Consider the following 19,907-nt stretch of genomic DNA (forward strand, 5'->3'; position numbering starts at 1 on the left):
GTGGTGGCGGGTGCTAGTCTCGCCGCCACTCAAGCATTCACGCCATTCGGGCCAAGGACCGGTCGCCATGGTAATCGTCCCCGCCGAGCACCCGCTGGACTGGAAGAAACCTCCCGTCATCACGCTGCTGCTGATCGTCATCAACGTCCTGATCTACTTCGGCTACCAGGGTGGCGACAGCACCCGGCGCGAAGAAGCCGTGCGCCTCTACCTCGAACAGGACCTGCTGAGCCATGAGCGTCCACTGTTCAGCGCCTCGCTGGAGCGTCGCGACCGGTTGGAAGCCGACCAACAGCGCGCCCTCGAAGCCCTTCCCCGCCAGCGATTGGCCTGGCTGATACTCTCGGACCTGGAGTTCGGCCACGAACTGCGTACCCTGCCAGCTTTCCAGCAGGACGCTGCCTGGCAGGCTTCGCGCCTCAGGGCCGAAACAGCGCGCGACCAGACCAGCAGCCTGCGCTTCGGTTTTATCCCCGAGCGTTTCACCGTGCAGGGCCTGTTCGGCTCGATGTTCCTGCATGGCAGCTTCTGGCACCTGGCCGGCAACATGGTGTTCCTGTTCATCTTCGGCTTCGCCCTCGAAGCGGCACTGGGTCGGGCCCTTTATCTGGGCCTCTACCTGTTCAGCGGCCTGTGCTCCGGCCTGCTGTGGTGGGCGCTCGATCCTTCCTGGGTGCCGGGCATCGGCGCGTCGGGCGCGATCTCCGGCCTGATGGGCATGTACATCGGCGTCTACGGCCTGCGGCGCATCCAGTTCTTCTACTGGCTCGGGCCCCTGATGGGCTACCTCAAGGCACCGGCGCTGTGGATCCTGCCACTGTGGCTGGGCAAGGAACTGTTCGGTCTGGTCCGCGCCGCCGACCATGTGAACTACTACGCGCACATCGGCGGCCTGGTTTCTGGTTTTCTCACCGTCTGGCTACCGCGCACCCTGGGGCGCATGCCGGTGGACGAGGCCTACCTGAGCAAGGAAGACCCGGACGCCCCGTTCAAGCGCGCCCTGGCCTCGCTGGACGAACAGATCGGCCGCTTTGCCCTCGACCAGGCTGCTGCACGCGGCCCGGAGCTGCTGCGGCAGTTTCCCGGCCAGCCGGTACTGGTCGAACGCCTGTACGGCGTCGCCAAGGGGCGGCAGGACCGCGCCCTGATGGGGGAAACCCTCAAGCAGTTGTTCGCCCTGCCACCTTCCGCGTCAGCCGATGCGCTACTGCGCCGCCTCACCGAGGAAAGTGCCGCCGCCGACGCCGGACTGCTGGCCCACCCGGCGATTCAGTTGCACCTGTTGCGCAAACTGCTCCAGCGCAATGAATCCGCTCAGGCGTTGCACAGCTGGCGGCGCCTGTCACGCTCGGGCCAACTGCCCGAACCGCTACCCGGCCTGACCCTGCAACTGGCCAAGCAGATGGGGCAAAAAGGCGACCTGCAGGCAGTGCGCGAACTCTCGCGCTTCCTCCGCCAGCACTACCCGGAAGCCGATCCAACCCGGCAGCTGACGATCTACCAGCAACACCTCGCCCCCTGATCTGCCCATGAAAAAGCCCCGCCGGCGAACCGGCGGGGCTGGGGGCATGCCTTTTCTGGGTGCTACAGACGGCTGCTGAAGTCGCGAACTTCCTCTTCCGCTTTCTCTTTGGTCCAGCCGTAGCGTTCCTGCAGTTTGCCTACCAGGTACTCGGCGTGTCCGTCTGCCGCTTGTACATCGTCGTCGGTCAGCTTGCCCCACTTTTCCTTCATAGTGCCGGACAACTGCTTCCACTTGCCTTTGATCACGTCAGTGTTCATGGCGATCCTCCTATTCGAGGTTGGATGGGGTGAGAAGCTGTGGTTCTTACTCGACCGATTTCAGGCCATCGGCCGAGACAGCGGTCACGCCCTTGATCCCTTTGGTGGTCTGAATGGCCAGTTCCTTCTCGGCGTCGGTCTTGACGTTACCCGAGAGGGAAACCACACCCTTGTTGGTCTCGACCTTGATGTTGGTACCGCTGATATCCTTGTTGGCGATCAGCGAAGACTTCACCTTGCTGGTGATCCAGGTGTCGGAGACCGCCTCTTCGGTTTTCTGAACTGTCTCGTTTGCGGCCAGAGTCGTCGGCTGGGCGAACACCGAGTTGGCGAACGAGAAGCTCAGGGCGGTTGCAGTGGCAGCGGCGAGAGCCAGTTTGTTGAAACGTTTCATGGCGGTTTCTCCTGAATTATTGGAAAACTGCGGCCCGTGCCTGGCAGCAGTTGCACTAGGACTATCGCAAGCCCTGTGCCAGCTTTTCCAATTCATAAAAAACCTTATAAATCAGTGCGTTGCGAAAACTCCAACAGCACCCTTCGCTTGCAGTTTGCAAAGCCCGCCGCTGCGCTTCATGCAGCTTGCACGATTAGGTCCCGGAGCTTCGACCCAACTTCGCCAGCACGGCCTCGAGTTGCACCACCTCGCCCATCTGCTCGAACGCCGGGTAGCGCTGCCGAATAAAAGCCAGCAGTTGCTGCGCCGGCTCCACCTGGCCCAGCTGTTCGGAGAAAGCCCGCGCCGCCATCAGGTAGGCACGTGGTAGGCCGGGGTACTCCGGGAAGCGCTTGTGCAGGTTGCGCAGCAGGCTCAGCCCCTCGCGGGCCTTGTGGCGCTCGATCAGGACCTCGGCGACACGCTCGCACACGCCTGGATCCTCCGGCAGGTAATCCGCCTGCAGCTGCCGGGCATTGAGGAAGGCGCTGGCAGCCAGCTGCGGATTGAGCCGGCTGGCCAGGCCCAGATAGTGCGGCAGGTGGTTCAGGCACTCGGCGCGCTCGTTCAGGGCGAAGAGCAACTGGTGATAACGCTCGTTCAGCTTGAGGTCCTGGCGACCTTCACGCAGGGCGGCGACCAGAATCTCCAGGGCGGCACCGGTCTGCCCCTCCTTGACCCGCACTTCCGCCTCGGCCAGCGCCTTGCGGCGGTGCCATTCCGGCGCGGCAAAGCCGGCTGGTGCGTCTTCCCCGGCGGAGACGTAGCCCAGTTCACCCTGATACTGGAACACGGCGTAGCCCATCATGGCGCACATCACCACGGCGAAATAACCGGTCAGCCCCGCCACCACCGGGACCATCACCACGCGCGGTAGTCCGTTGGAGAGCAGCCAGCCAACATAGGTGGGCGACTGCCAGAGGATGAACAGGAACACACAGAGGATCAGGTAACGCCAGCCCATGGCGGCGATGACCTGCCCCACTTCACTGGGGCTGAGCGCAGCGCCCAGGCTCTTGTCCAGGGACAGGCGGATGATGCTCGCCGGCAGCACCAGCATGAGGCCGATGTTGGCGGCCCAGTAGACGGCCTCGCTGTGGAAGTCGGCTGCCAGCCAGAGCAGGACCAGGGCGATCAGAAACACCGCCAACTGCTGGAAGAAAGTGCGCAGGCTGTCGGCACTGAAGGCTTCGATCAGGCCTGGGGCGTCCTGGCCACCAAAGCTCGCGGCCTCGATCACGCTGTGCAGGTACTTGGTTGCCACGCTGAGCAACGCGACCCAGAGCACGATCATCGCCGGCATGAACACGCAGGCCAGTGCCAGCAAGGTGCAGAAGGCCAGCGGCCCGGCCTGGAAGCCGTAGGCGAAGAATTTCGGCAGGCGCTCCCAGAAGGGTTGCGCGGTATTGGCCGCGCCGAGGAAGCGCAGGTGGCCGCGGCACAGCGGGCACGCCGGTGCGTACTCCGGAGCGTCGGCATTGAGGGGAATACAGCAGTCGCCGTAATGACGCTCGCAGGGCTGGCAATGCCAGGTCGCGGGCTGGGCACTGTGGTAGTGACAGTAACGCTTGTCCATCTCGGGGCATCCTTGGAGCGAGATCGGCGAATAGCGCATTTTCAAGGCAAAAAAAGAGGGCCCGCAAGGGGCCCTCTTTCATTTCACCGATTGCTTACACGCCAGAGGCTTCAGCAGCGGCTACGTCCTTGATGGACAGCTTGATACGGCCACGGTTGTCCACGTCGAGAACCAGGACTTTGACTTCCTGGCCTTCCTGCAGAACGTCGGTGACCTTATCGATGCGCTTGTCGCTGATCTGCGAGATGTGCACCAGACCATCCTTGCCCGGCAGGATGTTGACGAAGGCACCGAAGTCCACGATGCGCTCGACCTTGCCGACGTAGATCTTGCCGATCTCGGCTTCCGCGGTGATACCCAGGACGCGCTGCTTGGCGGCCTCGGCAGCTTCCTTGGTTTCGCCGTAGATCTTCACGCTGCCATCGTCCTCGATGTCGATCGAGGCCTTGGTCTCTTCGCAGATGCTGCGAATGGTGGCGCCGCCCTTGCCGATGACGTCGCGGATCTTGTCGGTGTCGATCTTCATCTGGATCATGGTCGGAGCGTTTTCCGACAGCTCGGCGCGCGGAGCGGCGATGATCTGGTTCATCTGGCCGAGGATGTTCAGGCGAGCTTCCAGGGCCTGGCCCAGGGCGATCTCCATGATCTCTTCGGTGATGCCGTTGATCTTGATGTCCATCTGCAGGGCGGTAACGCCCTTGTCGGTACCGGCAACCTTGAAGTCCATGTCGCCCAGGTGGTCTTCGTCACCCAGGATGTCGGTCAGGATGGCGAACTTGTCGCCTTCCTTCACCAGACCCATGGCGATACCGGCAACCGGCGCCTTGACCGGAACACCGGCGTCCATCAGAGCCAGGGAAGCACCGCAAACGGAAGCCATGGAGCTGGAACCGTTGGATTCGGTGATCTCGGAAACGACGCGGATGGTGTAGGGGAACTCGTCCTGGGTAGGCAGCATGGCAGCAACGCTGCGGCGTGCCAGGCGGCCGTGGCCGATTTCACGACGGCCCGCGCTGCCCATACGGCCACACTCGCCTACCGAGAACGGCGGGAAATTGTAGTGCAGCATGAAGGGGTCTTTGCGCTCGCCTTCGAGGGTGTCGAGCAGCTGGGCGTCACGGGCGGTGCCAAGGGTGGCAACGACCAGAGCCTGGGTTTCGCCACGGGTGAACAGCGCCGAACCGTGGGTCTTGCCCAGTACGCCGACTTCGATGCGCAGCGGGCGCACGGTGCGGGTGTCGCGGCCGTCGATACGCGGCTTGCCGTTGACGATGTTCTCGCGAACGGTGCGGTATTCCAGCAGACCGAAGACTTCTTTGACTTCACCTGCGGAGAACTGGCCTTCGCCTTCACCGGCGAACTTGGCGACGATCTGCTCGCGCAGGGCGTCCAGGGCCGCATAACGGTCCTGCTTGATGGTGACGGTGTAAGCTTCGGAGATGGCAGCACCGAACTCGGCCTTGATGGTGTTGACCAGGGCGGTGTTCTCGACCGGAGCGGACCAGTTCCAGGTCGGCTTGCCGGCTTCGGTTGCCAGTTCGGCAACGGCGCGGATGACGGCCTGGAATTCTTCGTGGGCGAACAGAACGGCGCCCAGCATCTGGTCTTCGGTCAGCTCGTCGGCTTCGGACTCAACCATCAGTACGGCGTCGGAGGTACCGGCCACGACCATGTCGAGACTGGAGCTCTGCTGCTGCTCGTAGGTCGGGTTGAGGATGTAGCCGATTTCCGGGTGGAAGCCAACGCGGGCAGCGCCGATCGGGCCGGCGAACGGAATGCCGGAGATCGCCAGGGCGGCGGAGGTGCCGATCATGGCAGCGATGTCCGGATCGGACTTCTTGTTGGTGGAAACGACGGTGCAGACAACCTGCACTTCGTTCATGAAGCCTTCCGGGAACAGCGGGCGGATCGGACGGTCGATCAGGCGCGAGGTCAGGGTTTCCTTCTCGGAAGGACGGCCTTCACGCTTGAAGAAACCACCGGGGATGCGGCCGGCTGCGTAGGTCTTCTCCTGATAGTGCACGGAGAGGGGAAAGAAGCTCTTGCTCGGGTCGGCCTGCTTGGCGCCGACGACGGTGCAGAGCACGGTGACGTCGTCCATGGTGACCAGGACGGCACCGGTGGCCTGGCGGGCGATGCGGCCAGTCTCGAGGGTTACGGTCGACTGACCGAACTGGAATTTCTTGGTTACCGGGTTCACGGTTGCTCTACCTTCTCTTTAGTTGCCTTGGGGGAAATTGTGGAAATGCCGGGAGTCGGACCCGATTTCATTCCCTGTAAAAGCGAGAAAGCCGGGAGCCAGAGCCGATGAGCGGTTTACACCGCCCATCGACCCCGGACTCCCAGCTTCCCACTTCAGGCTTGCCGTCTTAGCGACGCAGGCCCAGGCGACCGATCAGGGCGCTGTAACGAGAGGTGTCCTTGCTCTTCAGGTAGTCCAGCAGCTTACGACGCTGGTTAACCATACGGATCAGGCCACGACGGGAGTGGTGGTCTTTGCCGTTGGCCTTGAAGTGGTCCTGCAGCTTGTTGATGTTGGCGGACAGCAGTGCAACCTGCACTTCCGGGGAACCGGTGTCGCCTTCAGCTTGCTTGTACTCGTTAACGATCTGGGCTTTTTCTTGGACGCTCAGTGCCATGATGGGGCTTCCTCTGAGGTAACAGGCCAGGGACTTATCCCTGTGTTCATAATAAGAGGAGTGACCGTGCCTGCTGACAGCCACCCTCGGTTTCGGTCTTAAGACCGAATCAGTCGACGCGGCGCCAGGCGCCCGTCTTCGACCACTTCACCGATACCGATGAAGCGGCCCTCATGATCCTGCACCCGCAACATGCCGAACTTCGGCATATCGGGGGCGCGTACCGGCTGACCATGCAGCCAGTAATAGGCGCTGTGCTCCGACAACTGCAGCAGCGGCCAGTGTTCCAGGCCGGCATCCACCGGCAGCAGGAAGCGGTCGAGAGCTTCGTTGCCACCCTCGGCATGGGCTTTCTCGAGTTCCTCAAGCGTCACCGACTGGTTCAGCTGGAAGGGACCTGCCTGTGTCCGGCGCAGGGCGGCGACATGTGCGCCACAACCGAGTTCGCGGCCCAGGTCTTCGACCAGGGTGCGAATGTAGGTGCCCTTACTGCAGGAAACCGCCAGGGTCGCACAGGGCGACTCGAACGCGAGCATTTCCAGGCGCGCAATAGTAACAGAACGCGCCTCGCGCTCCACTACCTCTCCCGCACGGGCCAGCTTGTACAACGGCTGGCCGTCCTTCTTCAGGGCCGAGTACATCGGCGGCACCTGCTCTATGTCGCCACGGAAGCGCGGCAGCAGGGCCTCGATGGCTTCCCGACCAGCGGTAACTTCGCGCTGCTCGACCACCTCACCTTCGGCATCGGCGGTGGTGGTCGTGACGCCCAGCTTGGCAATCGTCTCGTAGGCCTTGTCGGCGTCGAGCAGGTACTGGGAGAACTTGGTCGCCTCGCCGAAGCACAGCGGCAGCACGCCGGTGGCCAGCGGATCGAGGCTGCCGGTGTGGCCGGCCTTCTCGGCATTGAGCAGCCAGCGCACCTTCTGCAGCGCCTGGTTGGAGCTCATGCCGAGCGGCTTGTCGAGAATCAGCACACCGTTGACCGCACGGCGAATGCGTTTCACCTGGGCCACGCGTTACTCCTCGGAATCGCCGCCGCGACGATCGGCAGCCACAGCGCGTTCGATCAGCGCCGACAACTCGGCACCGCGACGGATGCTGGCGTCGTAGCTGAAGTGCAGTTGCGGCACGGTGCGCAGCTTCATCGCCTTGCCTAGCTGCATGCGCAGGAAGCCTGCGGCATCGTTGAGGATGCTGGTGTTCTGCTTCACCACTTCGGCATTGTCGTCCTGCCCCATTACGGTAACGTACACCTTGGCATGGGACAGGTCACGGGCCACATCGACGCCGGTGATGGTCACCAGGCCGAGACGCGGGTCCTTGATTTCACGCTGGATCAGCAGCGCCAGTTCGCGCTGCATCTGGTCGCCGATACGCTGGGTACGGCTGTACTCTTTAGCCATTTTTCTAACCTGCTTACCCGAGCCGCGAGGCTCCGGGTCTGAAAGCGGCAAACGCCCGGGGCAGCAATTCAGCTGGCCCGGGCGCTGCGTTCACGCTCGAATACCCTTACAGAGTACGAGCGACTTCGACCTTCTCGAACACTTCGATCTTGTCGCCGACGCGGACGTCGTTGTAGCTCTTCACGCCGATACCGCATTCCATGCCGGCACGGACTTCGGAGACGTCATCCTTGAAGCGACGCAGGGACTCCAGCTCGCCTTCGAAGATGACCACGTCGTCGCGCAGGACGCGGATCGGACGGTTGCGGTGCACCAGACCCTCGGTGACCATGCAGCCGGCGACCGCGCCGAACTTCGGCGAACGGAACACGTCACGCACTTCGGCGATACCCAGGATGTTCTCGCGAACATCGCTGCCGAGCATGCCGGTCAGGGCTTTCTTAACGTCTTCGATGATGTCGTAGATCACGTTGTAGTAACGCATGTCGAGGCCTTCGGACTCGACGATCTTGCGCGCACCGGCGTCAGCACGGACGTTGAAGCCGAACAGCACCGCGTTGGAGGCCAGCGCCAGGTTGGCATCGGACTCGGTGATACCACCGACGCCGCCACCGACCACGCGAACCTGCACTTCGTCGTTGCCCAGGCCGCTGAGCGAGCCCTGCAGGGCCTCCAGCGAACCACGGACGTCGGACTTGAGCACGATGTTGAGGGTCTTCTTCTCTTCCTGGCCCATGTTCTCGAAGATGTTTTCCAGCTTGCCGGCGTGGGCACGAGCGAGTTTCACTTCGCGGAACTTGCCCTGGCGGAACAGAGCGACTTCGCGGGCCTTCTTCTCGTCGGCAACCACGGTCATCTCGTCGCCGGCGTCCGGGGTACCATCGAGGCCGAGGATCTCGACCGGAATGGACGGACCGGCTTCCTTGATCGGCTTGCCGTTCTCGTCGAGCATCGCACGGACGCGGCCGTAGTTGACGCCGACCAGGACCATGTCGCCCTGACGCAGGGTACCGTCCTGGACCAGCACGGTGGCTACCGGGCCACGGCCCTTGTCCAGACGGGACTCGACCACCACGCCACGGCCCGGGGCCGACGGAGTGGCTTTGAGTTCGAGTACTTCAGCCTGCAGCAGCACGGCTTCGAGCAGCTCGTCGACACCGGTACCCAGCTTGGCGGAAACGTGAACGTACGGAGCATCGCCGCCCCACTCTTCCGGGATCACGTCCAGAGCGGCCAGGCCGTTCTTGATGTTGTCCGGGTTGGCGTCGGGCTTGTCGATCTTGTTCACCGCGACCACGATCGGCACGCCAGCCGCTTTCGCGTGCTGTACGGCTTCCTGGGTCTGCGGCATCACGCCGTCATCCGCTGCCACCACCAGGATGACGATGTCGGTCGCCTGGGCACCACGGGCACGCATCGCGGTGAACGCGGCGTGGCCAGGGGTGTCGAGGAAGGTGACCATGCCGCGGTCGGTTTCCACGTGGTAGGCACCGATGTGCTGGGTGATGCCGCCGGCTTCGCCAGCTGCAACCTTCGCACGACGGATGTAGTCGAGCAGCGAGGTCTTGCCGTGGTCGACGTGGCCCATGACGGTCACGACCGGCGCGCGGGAAACCGCTTCACCTTCGAACTTCAGGGATTCGGCCAGTTGCTCTTCCAGGGCGTTCTCGCTGACCAGCTTGACCTTGTGGCCGAGTTCTTCGGCGATCAGCTGGGCGGTTTCCTGGTCGAGGACCTGGTTGATGGTCACCGGGGTGCCCATCTTGAACATGAACTTGACGACCTCGGCACCCTTCACCGACATCTGGGCAGCGAGATCGCCCACGGTGATGGTCTCGCCGATATTCACTTCACGCACAATCGGTCCTGTCGGGCTCTGGAACCCGTGCTGGTTACGCTTCTTCAGCTTGCCTTTGCCACGGCCACCGCCGCGACGGCCAAAGCTGTCGTCGTCGTCGCCACCACCGCTGCGTACAACGCGCGGAGCAGTGGTCTTTTCCTTTTCCTTGATCGACGGGCGATGCTGGGCATGCTTGCGATCACGGCGCTCGTCCTCTTCGTCGCGCTTGGGCGCGCGGCGCACTTCGTCCTTCTTGCGGTCGTCCGCAGCAGGAGCGGCAGCGGCCGGGGCAGCAGGAGCGACAGCCGGAGCTGCGGCGCGCGGCGCCTCGACAGCGGCCGGAGCGGTAGCAGCAGGAGCGACATCAGCGGCCTGCCGAGCGGCGTCCGCCTGACGGCGAGCCTCTTCCGCAGCGGCGCGCTGGCGGGCCTCTTCCTCGGCCTTCACACGTACGGCTTCTTCAGCGGCACGCTGCTCTTCCAGCTCGCGCTGGCGCTCGGCCTCAAGCTCTTCAGGATCTCGCTTGACGTAGGTCTTCTTCTTCCGAACCTCGACGCTGACGGTCTTGCTGCCAGCGACCCGAATGGTCGAGGTGGTCTTGCGTTGCAGGGTGATCTTGCGCGGTTCATCCGCGCGATCACCATGGCTGCCTTTCAAGTGGGCCAGCAGCGCTTGCTTCTCGCTGTCGGTCACCACCTGCTCGGCGTTGTTATGCGGCAGACCCGCTTCGCGCATCTGCTGCAGCAGGCGCTCTACCGGCGTATCGACCGTCTTGGCCAGTTCTTTCACCGTGACTTGCGTCATGCACTTCTCTCCTCAGGCCGCGAATGCTTACTCGAACCAATGGGCCCGGGCGGCCATGATCAACTTGCCGGCACGCTCTTCGTCCATGCCGTCGATGTCGAGCAGGTCGTCAATAGACTGCTCGGCAAGATCTTCACGGGTGGTTACGCCACGCAGCGCCAGGTCCACGGCCAGCTCTTTGGTCATACCATCGAGGCTGAGCAGGTCTTCGGCAGGTTGTGCGTCGGCGAGTTTCTCTTCAGTGGCGATGGCTTTGGTCAGCAGGCGGTCCTTGGCACGCGAGCGCAGCTCGTTGACGATGTCTTCGTCGAAGCCGTCGATGCTGAGCATCTCTTCCATCGGTACGTAGGCAATCTCTTCCAGGGTGGTGAAACCTTCTTCAACCAGAACCTGGGCGAGTTCTTCATCGACATCCAGCTCGTCGACGAAGCGCTGCAGGATGTCGCCAGTTTCAGCCTGCTGTTTGGCCTGGATATCGGCCTCGGTCATCACGTTCAGGGTCCAACCGGTGAGCTGGCTGGCCAGACGGACGTTCTGGCCACTGCGGCCGATGGCCTGTGCCAGGTTGTCCTCGGCGACGGCGATATCCATGGTGTGGGTATCTTCGTCGACGATGATCGCCGCCACTTCGGCCGGGGCCATGGCGTTGATCACGAACTGCGCGGGGTTATCGTCCCAGAGAACGATGTCCACACGCTCGCCGCCCAGTTCGCCGGAGACGGCCTGGACGCGGGAACCACGCATACCGATGCAGGCGCCCTGCGGATCGATACGCTTGTCCTTGGAGCGAACGGCGATCTTGGCACGCGAACCCGGATCACGGGCGGCGGCCATCACGTCGATCAGTTGCTCGGCGATTTCCGGTACTTCGATGCGGAACAGCTCGATCAGCATTTCCGGCGCGGTACGCGACAGGATCAGCTGAGGGCCACGGTTCTCGCTGCGGATTTCCTTCAGCAGCGCACGCACGCGGGTGCCGACGCGGAAGGTTTCACGCGGGATGATCTGATCGCGGGCCAGCAGCGCTTCGGCGTTGTTGCCCAGGTCGACGATCACGTTGTCGCGGGTGACTTTCTTGACGGTGCCGGAGATGATCTCGTTGACCTTCTCGCGGTAGGCGTCAACGACCTGAGCGCGCTCGGCTTCGCGAACTTTCTGCACGATGACCTGCTTGGCGGTCTGTGCGGCGATACGGCCGAACTCGATGGATTCGATCTTCTCTTCGATGACCTCGCCGGCTTTCATGCCGGGGTGCTCTTCCTGCACGTCTTCGACGGTCAGTTCCGACGCCGGATTGGAGTAGTCCTCGTCTTCGACGATGGTCCAGCGACGGAAGGTTTCGTAGTTGCCGTTGGCGCGGTTGATTTCCACGCGCAGGTCAACCTCGTCCTCGAAACGCTTTTTGGTCGCGGTCGCCAGAGCGAGCTCCAGCGCTTCGAAAATCACGCCAGGCGGTACACCCTTCTCGTTGGATACCGACTCAACAACCAGCAGTACTTCTTTGCTCATCGTACGCCTCGCCTTTCAATCCATTGGAATCCGCGCTCTGGCGGCTCACTCAAATCGGGGAATGATGTTGGCCTTGTCGATCGAGTCGACCGGCAGCAGGTATTCATGGTCATCCACCAGGACCACCACATCCTGCTCCTCCACACCACGGAGAATGCCCTGGAAATTGCGACGCCTTTCGAAAGGCGTGCGCAGCTTGATCTTCACCTGCTCGCCGACGTAACGGGCGAACTGTTCGAGTGTGAAGAGCGGCCGATCCATGCCGGGCGAAGACACCTCCAGGGTGTACTCGCCACTGATCGGGTCTTCCACGTCGAGGATGCCACTGATCTGACGACTGACAATTTCGCAGTCATCGACCAGGATGCCTTCGGCACGATCGATATAAACCCGGAGCAGGGAATGGCGACCTTGGGAAATGTACTCCAGGCCCCAGCACTCATAGCCGAGCGCTTCTACTACAGGGGCCAACAAGGCCTGCAACTGTTCTAGCTTGCTCGACACCTGATCGCCTCGCGTATGCTGTAGAAACAAAAAATGGGCGAAACGCCCATCCCTTAAGGACCGCCCTGATCTGGCGGCGCGGACTGTCCAGCTAGCAAAAAGCCCCTGAAAAGGGGCTCTGCCAAACTGGTTGCGGGAGCAGGATTTGAACCTACGACCTTCGGGTTATGAGCCCGACGAGCTACCAGACTGCTCCATCCCGCGTCAAAGCTGGTGCGAAATTATACGGTCGAGCCCCTTGAAGGTCAACCGAAACTCCGGAACGAAAAGGCCCGCACTGCGGGCCTTTTCGTAATATGGTACCGAGGAGGGGACTCGAACCCCTACAGCCTATGGCCACTACCACCTCAAGGTAGCGTGTCTACCAATTCCACCACCTCGGCAAAAACTCTTGCCTGCTTACTTCTGCTCAGGAGCCGCCGGAACGTCGCCGTTACCGCCTGCAGGGGCTTGAGGTTGCCCTTGCGCGCCCGGCACATCGCTAGCTGCCGGAGCTTGTTCCTGCTTCTGCTCCATCACTGCCGGATCAGGAAGCCCAGCGTGACGAATCATATCAGCTTTTTCTTTAGCAAAATACGCTAAACCCAAGCTGGTAATAAAAAAAACTGCGGCCAGCACAGCGGTGAAGCGACTCAGGAAGGTAGCAGAGCCCTGACTACCGAAAACAGTACCCGAAGCGCCAGCACCAAACGACGCACCTGCGTCGGCACCCTTGCCTTGCTGAAGCAGGACCAGCACAACCAGACCCAGCGCCATCAGCAGGTGAATCACGATTACAACTGTTTCCAGCATCTTCAGTTTCCTGCGGCGCGACAGATCGCACCGAACTCATCTGCATTCAGGGAAGCTCCACCAATGAGCCCCCCATCGATATCCGGCATGCCGAAAAGCTCGACAGCGTTGGCGGCCTTGACACTACCGCCGTACAGGAGACGAAGGCCGCGAGCCACCTCTGCGTTTTCCGCCGAGATCTGCGCGCGAATCGCCGCATGTACTTCCTGGGCCTGCTCGGGAGAAGCGGTCAGCCCCGTCCCAATCGCCCACACCGGCTCGTAAGCCACAACGGCGCGGGAGAAAGCCCCGACACCGAGATCTTCGATCACCGAGCCCAACTGGCGCCCGACAACCTCAAGAGTCTTGCCCGCCTCACGCTGCTCGCGGGTCTCGCCCACGCACAGGATCGGAACCAGGCCACACGACTGAACCGCCGCAAACTTGCGACTGATCACGCCATCGCTCTCACCCAGGATCAGGCGACGCTCGGAGTGACCGACCAGCACCAGGGAGCAGCTCGCATCCGCCAACTGGCTGGCTGCGATCTCGCCCGTCAAGGCGCCCTGCATCGGCTCAACCGCGCAATTCTGCGCACCAACGGCAACCGCCTTTCCATTCAGGCCTTGTACGACCTGATTGATGTACAGACAGGGCGGGAACACCGCCACATCGACACCCGTAGGGAGAGCCAGTTGACGCAGGCCTTTGATCAGCTCCGTTACGCTGGAGCGGGTACCGTGCATTTTCCAATTACCGGCCACCAAGGGTCGACGCATGCTGTACCTCGCTGAGCAAAGTGGGCGCAGATATTACTCGACGCTTTGGGAACTGACAAGAGAAATCAAGCACATACCTCTGTAACGACTTTTGCCAGCTGCTCGGCATAGGCGCGAACGCGAGCTTCCTCATCACCCTCGACCATCACCCGAACCAGCGGTTCTGTGCCGGACTTGCGCAGCAGAACGCGGCCGCGCCCGGCCATTTCTTCGGTCACCTTGGCACAGGCGTCCTTCACCGCCGGATGTTCCAGCGGATCGACGCCACCGCCCGCGAAACGCACGTTGATCAGCACCTGCGGACACTTGCGAATGCCCATGCGCGCCTCCGCAAGGTTCTGCCCGCGGGTCTTGAGCGCCATCAGCACCTGCAGCGCCGCGATGATCGCATCGCCCGTGGTGGTGTGCTGGTAGCACACGACATGGCCGGAATTCTCACCCCCCAACTGCCAGTTGCGCGACTGCAGCTCGGACATCACGTAGCGGTCACCCACCTTGGCGCGTGCGAACGGGATGTGCAGCTCCTGCAGAGCCAGTTCGAGCCCCAGGTTGCTCATCAGGGTCCCGACCACGCCGCCATGCAGCTTGCCGCGATCGAGCATGTCACGGGCGATCAGGTAGAGAATCTCGTCGCCATCGACGATGGTGCCCGTGTGATCGACCATCATCACACGGTCGCCATCGCCGTCGAAGGCGATACCGATATCCGCGTGATTAGCCAGAACAGCTTCCTGCAGCGCGCCCATGTGGGTGGAGCCGCAATTGTGGTTGATGTTCAGACCATTGGGCTCGGCACCGATGACGAATACCTCGGCACCCAGCTCACGGAATACGTTGGGAGCGATCTTGTAGGTCGCTCCGTGGGCGCAATCCAGCGCGATGCGCAGACCGGCGAAACTGGTGTTCGAGGGCACGCTGCTCTTGCAGAACTCGATGTAGCGGCCAGCCGCGTCATTGATTCGCGAGACCTTGCCCAGGCGCGCGGACTCGACCACGGTCATCGGAGCGTCCAGGAGCTCCTCGATGATCAGCTCTACCTCATCGGGCAGCTTGGTACCCTGGCCGGAGAAGAACTTGATGCCGTTGTCGTCATGGGGATTGTGCGAGGCGCTGATGACGATGCCGGCTTCAGCATGGAAGGTGCGGGTCAGGTAGGCGATACCGGGAGTCGGCATGGGGCCCAGCAGCATCACGTCGGCACCGGCGGCAGACAAACCAGCCTCCAGCGCAGATTCGAACATGTAGCCGGAAATCCGCGTGTCCTTGCCGACGAGCACACGGCACTTGCCCTGCTGACGAAAGGCCATGCCCACGGCCCAGCCCAGCTTTAGCACGAAGTCCGGCGTGATCGGCGGAGTGCCTACGCGCCCGCGAATTCCATCGGTGCCAAAATACTTCCTGCTCATGCGGGCATCCCCTCTTCCGTTGCACTTTCCACTGCGTGAATCATTCGAACCACATCCACGGTCTCGGCGACATCGTGGACGCGGATAATGCTGGCTCCCCTGGTGACCGCAAGGGCGGCCAGCGCCAGGCTGCCATAGAGACGCTCGCCCACCTCACGGCCAAGCGCGCGCCCGACCATGCTCTTGCGCGAGACACCTACCAGCAGCGGGCACCCCAGGTCCATCAACCTGTCCATCTGTCGGAACAGTTTCAGGTTGTGGCTCTGGGTCTTGGCGAAACCGAAGCCAGGATCGATGACAATCCGCTCGCGGGCAATGCCCACGGCCTCGCACAGCGCGATGCGCTCCTCAAGGAAGCCACGGACCTCCTGAAGGATATCCGGGTAACGCGGGTCGTCCTGCATGTTTCCCGGCTCACCGCGCATGTGCATCAGGCATACCGGGAGCCCGGTATCGACGGCAGCATCCAGCGCGCCGTCGCGCTGCAGGGAGCGTACGTCGTTGATCAGCCCGGCACCAAGGCGCGCGGTCTCGCGCATCACGGCCGGAGTGGAGGTATCCACCGAAATCACCACGTCCAGCTCGCGGGCAATGGCCTCGACCACCGGAGCGACACGTTCCAGCTCCTCGGTGGGCGAAACCACGCGAGCGCCCGGACGCGTCGACTCGCCGCCGATATCGATCAGCGTGGCGCCCGCCGCGACCATCTCCGCTGCGTGGCGCAACGCAGCATCGTGCTGGTTGAAGCGCCCGCCGTCGGAGAAGGAATCAGGGGTGACGTTGAGGATGCCCATGACGTGCGGGCGACTTAAATCAAGAACCCGGTTGCCGCAAGGCAACCGGGTCGGGTGGTACAACGAACTCATTCAGTGCTCTCAGTGTTCGCCGGCGGGCCCGCCAATCGGGTTTTCCTGGCGACCTTCGTCGCGTGGCGAGGCGGCGTTGCCGGAGGAACCGGAGTTGCCACCCTGCCAGTCACGCGGCTCGCGCGGAGTGCGGCCGGCCATGATGTCGTCGATCTGATCGGCATCGATGGTTTCGTACTTCATCAGCGCGTCGGCCATCATGTCGAGCTTGTCGCGGTTCTCTTCCAGCAGACGCTTGGCGGTACCGTAGCAGTCGTCGATGATGCGGCGCACTTCCTGGTCGATGAGCTTGGCGGTCTCACCCGAGATATTCGAGTGCTGGCCACCGGCGCTACGACCGAGGAAGACCTCGCCCTCCTCTTCCGCATACATCAGCGGACCGAGCTTCTCCGACAGGCCCCACTTGGTCACCATGTTCCGTGCCAGCTGCGTGGCCCGCATGATGTCGTTGGAAGCGCCGGTGGTCACGCCCTCGAAGCCCAGGGTCATCTCTTCGGCGATACGGCCACCGAACAGCGAGCAGATCTGGCTTTCCAGGGCGCGCTTAGACAGGCTGTAGCGGTCCTCTTCCGGCAGGAACATGGTCACGCCCAGGGCGCGACCGCGCGGAATGATGGAAACCTTGTAGACCGGGTCGTGTTCCGGCACCAGGCGACCAACGATGGCGTGGCCGGCTTCGTGGAACGCGGTGTTCTTCTTCTCCTTCTCGGACATGACCATGGTCTTGCGCTCGGCGCCCATCATGATCTTGTCCTTGGCCAGCTCGAACTCGCGCATGTCGACAATGCGCTTGTTGGCGCGGGCGGCGAACAGCGAGGCCTCGTTGACCAGGTTGGCCAGGTCGGCGCCGGAGAAGCCTGGGGTACCGCGCGCGATCACGGCGGGATCGACGTTGTCGCCCAGCGGGACCTTGCGCATGTGCACTTTCAGAATCTGCTCGCGACCACGGATGTCCGGCAGACCGACCACCACCTGGCGGTCGAAGCGGCCGGGACGCAGCAGCGCAGGGTCGAGCACGTCCGGACGGTTGGTCGCGGCGATGACGATGATGCCGTCATTCATCTCGAAGCCATCCATCTCCACCAGCAACTGGTTGAGGGTCTGTTCGCGCTCGTCGTGACCGCCACCCAGGCCGGCGCCACGATGGCGGCCGACGGCGTCGATCTCGTCGATGAAGATAATGCAGGGCGCGTGCTTCTTGGCCTGGTCGAACATGTCGCGAACGCGCGAGGCGCCCACGCCGACGAACATTTCCACGAAGTCCGAACCGGAAATGGTGAAGAACGGCACCTTGGCTTCGCCGGCGATCGCCTTGGCGAGCAGGGTCTTACCGGTACCGGGCGGGCCGACCATCAGCACACCGCGCGGGATACGACCGCCCAGGCGTTGGAACTTGCCCGGATCGCGGAGGAACTCCACCAGTTCGCTGACTTCTTCCTTGGCCTCGTCGCAGCCGGCGACGTCGGCGAAGGTGGTCTTCACCTGGTCTTCCGACAACAGGCGGGCCTTGCTCTTGCCGAAGCTCATCGGGCCGCCGCGTCCACCGCCGCCGCCCTGCATCTGGCGCATGAAGAACATGAAGACCGCGATGATCACGAGGATCGGGAAGCTCGCTACCAGCAACTGAGTCCAGATGCTCTGCTGCTCGGGCTGCTTACCCTCAACAACGACGTTGTTGTTGACCAGGTCGCCGATCAGGCCGTTGTCCTGGATCGCCGGGCGGATGGTCTTGAAGGTGTCACCATCCTGGCGTTTGCCGGTGATGACATAGCCGTCGACGGTCACGCGCTCGACCTTGCCATCCTTCACCTGCTGGATGAAGTCGGAATAGTTGAGCGTCTGCGGCTCGCTCGGGCTGGAGAAGTTGTTCATCACGGTGACGAGTACCGCCGCGATGATCAGCCACAGAATCAGGTTCTTTGCCATGTCGTTCAATTGACTACCCTCTGAAGCCGGCTCCGCCCTGGAAACCGCTTCTCACGACGGCCAGACTCCTTCCGGCCAAAATTACTACACAACGCCCGCCGCCAGGCAGGCGCCGTCTGTAACCCTTTATGAACCCCGGCTTTCACCGGTACAAGCAAAACCTGCAAGGCATAGACCAGAAGCCGGCCCAATCATTCCAGTCTAGGCGCCGCGAAAGCCCCGTGCGAGCAGATACTGCTCCCGCGAACGGTCGCGGGACGACAGCGGTTTGCGCATCTGCACCTTCTCGAAGTTCTCGCGAACCATCTTGTGGTAAGCGTCGAAACCCTCACCCTGGAAAATCTTGATCAGGAAATCGCCGCCCGGACGCAGCACGCGGGTGCAGAGGTCCAGGGCCAGCTCGCAGAGGAACATCGCACGGGGCATGTCCACGGCGGGCAGTCCACTCATATTGGGGGCCATATCGGAAATCACAAGGTCTACCGGATTTTCTCCGATGGCCTCGAGCAACTGGGCAAAGACCTCGTCCTCGGTGAAGTCACCCTGGATGAAGGTGACGTCCGGGATACTGTCCATCGGCAGGATGTCCGACGCGATCAGGGTGCCCTTGTCGCCGATCACCCGACTGGTGACCTGCGACCAGCCACCCGGCGCCGCGCCGAGGTCGACCACAGTCATGCCGGGGCGCAGGATGCGATCCTTCTCCTGGATTTCCAGCAGTTTGTAGCTGGCGCGCGAGCGATAGCCGTCGCGCTGTGCCATCTTCACGTAAGGATCGTCGAAATGTTCTTTCAGCCAGCGATGGCTAGTCTTGGAACGGGCCACGTATTACCTCGTCTGAGCGGCATCCCGGTATAACCGAAACTCGGGTAGAATATCCGCCTTTTTTCCCAGGGGTCAGATTATGGCGCTCTCTCAGGAGCAGAAAAAGCAGTTCAAATCTATCGGGCATCACCTGAAACCCGTATTGACCGTTGCTGAAAACGGTCTGTCGGAAGGCGTGATGGCCGAGCTTGAGCGTGCGCTCAACGATCATGAACTGATCAAGGTGCAGTTCCGCATCACCGAACGCGACGATCGTCGTGCGCTGATCGACGAACTCTGCCAGAACGGCAGCTGCGAACTGGTTCAGTCCATCGGCAAGATGGCGCTGATCTATCGTCGCAATCCCAAGCCGAACAAGAACCTGTCGAACATCAGCCGCTTCAGCGGTCTCTGACAGTCAAGACCGGCAACGCGGAGCCGGCAAGGCTCCGCCGCGTCAGCTCCGCTCGTCCCGCCCGGGTGCCGGTTGCAGCACCAGCAGCAAGCCGCACAGCGCCACTACCAGGTAGTTGAACAACAGCCAGCGCTGAGCGTCCGGCGCTACCTGGCGCACCACGAAATAAGCCGCCGCCATCACCAGTACGGTCAGCAGCAACTGCCCCCGCGTTTCACGGGCGAAGGCAGCGAACCCGCGCGCCTGCCAGAGCACCAGGGCCTGGAGCAGCACGCAGAAACCGGCGAAGCCCAGCAGCAATGGCTTCAGCGCGTCGGCGACGGCCTCCACCAGCAGTGGCGCCAGGCCGATCTTGTCCAGCGCCGGCAACACCACGAACTGAAGCAGCCACAGGCCGCCGACCCAGAATGTCTGGGCCAGCAGCCAGCTGATGGTGCCTGCGTTCAGGGT

General features: G+C 62.5%; 19 protein-coding genes and 2 tRNA genes. 2 read left to right on the forward strand and 19 right to left on the reverse strand.

What is annotated here, in order from left to right; genetic code table 11:
- The first annotated feature begins 67 nt into the window (after nucleotides 1–67).
- On the forward strand, nucleotides 68–1,522 hold the full coding sequence (locus IB256_RS10400; RefSeq protein WP_192292638.1) for a rhomboid family intramembrane serine protease: 1,455 nt from the start codon (nucleotides 68–70) through the stop codon (nucleotides 1,520–1,522).
- Nucleotides 1,523–1,584: 62 nt separating this feature from the next.
- On the opposite strand, the gene IB256_RS10405 is transcribed toward IB256_RS10400, so the two are convergent.
- The 18 genes from IB256_RS10405 to rlmE all read right to left on the reverse strand — a co-directional run bounded on the left by IB256_RS10405 (nucleotide 1,585) and on the right by rlmE (nucleotide 19,063).
- Nucleotides 1,585–1,782, reverse strand: a complete 198-nt coding sequence (locus tag IB256_RS10405) for a CsbD family protein (RefSeq protein ID WP_081520707.1) — start codon at nucleotides 1,780–1,782, stop codon at nucleotides 1,585–1,587.
- Between the two features lie 46 nt (nucleotides 1,783–1,828).
- Nucleotides 1,829–2,176: a BON domain-containing protein gene (locus IB256_RS10410; protein WP_081520706.1), complete on the reverse strand. Its 348-nt coding sequence runs from the start codon at nucleotides 2,174–2,176 to the stop codon at nucleotides 1,829–1,831.
- Between the two features lie 193 nt (nucleotides 2,177–2,369).
- Nucleotides 2,370–3,791 carry a DUF4013 domain-containing protein gene (locus IB256_RS10415; RefSeq protein ID WP_192402474.1) on the reverse strand — a complete coding sequence of 474 codons (1,422 nt, stop codon included), beginning with the start codon at nucleotides 3,789–3,791 and terminating at the stop codon, nucleotides 2,370–2,372.
- A 94-nt stretch (nucleotides 3,792–3,885) separates the two neighbouring features.
- Nucleotides 3,886–5,991, reverse strand: coding sequence for a polyribonucleotide nucleotidyltransferase (pnp, locus tag IB256_RS10420; RefSeq protein WP_192292642.1), 2,106 nt, complete (start codon nucleotides 5,989–5,991; stop codon nucleotides 3,886–3,888).
- A 169-nt stretch (nucleotides 5,992–6,160) separates the two neighbouring features.
- Complete coding sequence (gene rpsO, locus IB256_RS10425; protein ID WP_017518939.1) at nucleotides 6,161–6,430, reverse strand: 30S ribosomal protein S15; 270 nt, start codon at nucleotides 6,428–6,430, stop codon at nucleotides 6,161–6,163.
- 98 nt (nucleotides 6,431–6,528) lie between these two features.
- Complete coding sequence (truB, locus tag IB256_RS10430; RefSeq protein WP_192292644.1) at nucleotides 6,529–7,443, reverse strand: tRNA pseudouridine(55) synthase TruB; 915 nt, start codon at nucleotides 7,441–7,443, stop codon at nucleotides 6,529–6,531.
- A 3-nt stretch (nucleotides 7,444–7,446) separates the two neighbouring features.
- Nucleotides 7,447–7,833 carry a 30S ribosome-binding factor RbfA gene (rbfA, locus tag IB256_RS10435; protein WP_045216758.1) on the reverse strand — a complete coding sequence of 129 codons (387 nt, stop codon included), beginning with the start codon at nucleotides 7,831–7,833 and terminating at the stop codon, nucleotides 7,447–7,449.
- A 106-nt stretch (nucleotides 7,834–7,939) separates the two neighbouring features.
- Nucleotides 7,940–10,477, reverse strand: a complete 2,538-nt coding sequence (gene infB, locus IB256_RS10440; protein WP_192402476.1) for a translation initiation factor IF-2 — start codon at nucleotides 10,475–10,477, stop codon at nucleotides 7,940–7,942.
- 27 nt (nucleotides 10,478–10,504) lie between these two features.
- Nucleotides 10,505–11,986 carry a transcription termination factor NusA gene (nusA, locus tag IB256_RS10445; protein ID WP_017518943.1) on the reverse strand — a complete coding sequence of 494 codons (1,482 nt, stop codon included), beginning with the start codon at nucleotides 11,984–11,986 and terminating at the stop codon, nucleotides 10,505–10,507.
- A gap of 45 nt (nucleotides 11,987–12,031) precedes the next feature.
- Complete coding sequence (gene rimP / locus IB256_RS10450) at nucleotides 12,032–12,490, reverse strand: ribosome maturation factor RimP (protein ID WP_045216751.1); 459 nt, start codon at nucleotides 12,488–12,490, stop codon at nucleotides 12,032–12,034.
- 127 nt (nucleotides 12,491–12,617) lie between these two features.
- A tRNA-Met gene (locus IB256_RS10455) sits at nucleotides 12,618–12,694 on the reverse strand.
- A 93-nt stretch (nucleotides 12,695–12,787) separates the two neighbouring features.
- A tRNA-Leu gene (locus tag IB256_RS10460) sits at nucleotides 12,788–12,873 on the reverse strand.
- A 16-nt stretch (nucleotides 12,874–12,889) separates the two neighbouring features.
- Entirely contained in the window at nucleotides 12,890–13,282 is a 393-nt protein-coding gene (gene secG / locus IB256_RS10465) for a preprotein translocase subunit SecG (protein ID WP_081520701.1), read from the reverse strand.
- A gap of 2 nt (nucleotides 13,283–13,284) precedes the next feature.
- Nucleotides 13,285–14,040, reverse strand: coding sequence for a triose-phosphate isomerase (tpiA, locus tag IB256_RS10470; protein WP_192292648.1), 756 nt, complete (start codon nucleotides 14,038–14,040; stop codon nucleotides 13,285–13,287).
- A 65-nt stretch (nucleotides 14,041–14,105) separates the two neighbouring features.
- Nucleotides 14,106–15,446 carry a phosphoglucosamine mutase gene (glmM, locus tag IB256_RS10475; protein ID WP_192402478.1) on the reverse strand — a complete coding sequence of 447 codons (1,341 nt, stop codon included), beginning with the start codon at nucleotides 15,444–15,446 and terminating at the stop codon, nucleotides 14,106–14,108.
- Nucleotides 15,443–16,312, reverse strand: a complete 870-nt coding sequence (gene folP, locus IB256_RS10480) for a dihydropteroate synthase (RefSeq protein WP_192402480.1) — start codon at nucleotides 16,310–16,312, stop codon at nucleotides 15,443–15,445. The genes glmM and folP overlap by 4 nt, the downstream gene beginning before the upstream one ends.
- 9 nt (nucleotides 16,313–16,321) lie before the next feature.
- Nucleotides 16,322–18,238 (reverse strand): ATP-dependent zinc metalloprotease FtsH, encoded by a 1,917-nt coding sequence (gene ftsH / locus IB256_RS10485; protein WP_192293629.1) that lies wholly within the window; start codon nucleotides 18,236–18,238, stop codon nucleotides 16,322–16,324.
- Nucleotides 18,239–18,439: 201 nt separating this feature from the next.
- On the reverse strand, nucleotides 18,440–19,063 hold the full coding sequence (rlmE, locus tag IB256_RS10490; RefSeq protein ID WP_045216738.1) for a 23S rRNA (uridine(2552)-2'-O)-methyltransferase RlmE: 624 nt from the start codon (nucleotides 19,061–19,063) through the stop codon (nucleotides 18,440–18,442).
- Between the two features lie 79 nt (nucleotides 19,064–19,142).
- On the opposite strand from rlmE, the gene IB256_RS10495 reads away from it, so the two are divergent.
- Complete coding sequence (locus IB256_RS10495; protein WP_015478938.1) at nucleotides 19,143–19,457, forward strand: YhbY family RNA-binding protein; 315 nt, start codon at nucleotides 19,143–19,145, stop codon at nucleotides 19,455–19,457.
- A 42-nt stretch (nucleotides 19,458–19,499) separates the two neighbouring features.
- Here the strand turns inward: IB256_RS10495 and IB256_RS10500 are convergent, their stop codons facing one another.
- A complete protein-coding gene (locus tag IB256_RS10500; protein ID WP_192293631.1) occupies nucleotides 19,500–19,904 on the reverse strand; it encodes a DUF4149 domain-containing protein in 405 nt (134 codons plus the stop codon).
- Nucleotides 19,905–19,907: the final 3 nt, after the last annotated feature.

The sequence above is a fragment of the Pseudomonas sp. PDM17 genome, from assembly GCF_014851985.1.
Lineage (GTDB): Bacteria > Pseudomonadota > Gammaproteobacteria > Pseudomonadales > Pseudomonadaceae > Pseudomonas.

What these genes read in the sequence shown, in the direction of transcription:
- IB256_RS10415 (WP_192402474.1), bottom strand. Translation starts at nt 3,791, where the DNA reads ATGGACAAGCGTTACTGTCACTACCACAGTGCCCAGCCCGCGACCTGG.
- IB256_RS10405 (WP_081520707.1), bottom strand. Translation starts at nt 1,782, where the DNA reads ATGAACACTGACGTGATCAAAGGCAAGTGGAAGCAGTTGTCCGGCACT.
- IB256_RS10410 (WP_081520706.1), bottom strand. Translation starts at nt 2,176, where the DNA reads ATGAAACGTTTCAACAAACTGGCTCTCGCCGCTGCCACTGCAACCGCC.
- rbfA (WP_045216758.1), bottom strand. Translation starts at nt 7,833, where the DNA reads ATGGCTAAAGAGTACAGCCGTACCCAGCGTATCGGCGACCAGATGCAG.
- IB256_RS10495 (WP_015478938.1), top strand. Translation starts at nt 19,143, where the DNA reads ATGGCGCTCTCTCAGGAGCAGAAAAAGCAGTTCAAATCTATCGGGCAT.
- rpsO (WP_017518939.1), bottom strand. Translation starts at nt 6,430, where the DNA reads ATGGCACTGAGCGTCCAAGAAAAAGCCCAGATCGTTAACGAGTACAAG.
- secG (WP_081520701.1), bottom strand. Translation starts at nt 13,282, where the DNA reads ATGCTGGAAACAGTTGTAATCGTGATTCACCTGCTGATGGCGCTGGGT.
- infB (WP_192402476.1), bottom strand. Translation starts at nt 10,477, where the DNA reads ATGACGCAAGTCACGGTGAAAGAACTGGCCAAGACGGTCGATACGCCG.
- folP (WP_192402480.1), bottom strand. Translation starts at nt 16,312, where the DNA reads ATGAGTTCGTTGTACCACCCGACCCGGTTGCCTTGCGGCAACCGGGTT.
- glmM (WP_192402478.1), bottom strand. Translation starts at nt 15,446, where the DNA reads ATGAGCAGGAAGTATTTTGGCACCGATGGAATTCGCGGGCGCGTAGGC.
- IB256_RS10400 (WP_192292638.1), top strand. Translation starts at nt 68, where the DNA reads ATGGTAATCGTCCCCGCCGAGCACCCGCTGGACTGGAAGAAACCTCCC.
- tpiA (WP_192292648.1), bottom strand. Translation starts at nt 14,040, where the DNA reads ATGCGTCGACCCTTGGTGGCCGGTAATTGGAAAATGCACGGTACCCGC.
- ftsH (WP_192293629.1), bottom strand. Translation starts at nt 18,238, where the DNA reads ATGGCAAAGAACCTGATTCTGTGGCTGATCATCGCGGCGGTACTCGTC.
- nusA (WP_017518943.1), bottom strand. Translation starts at nt 11,986, where the DNA reads ATGAGCAAAGAAGTACTGCTGGTTGTTGAGTCGGTATCCAACGAGAAG.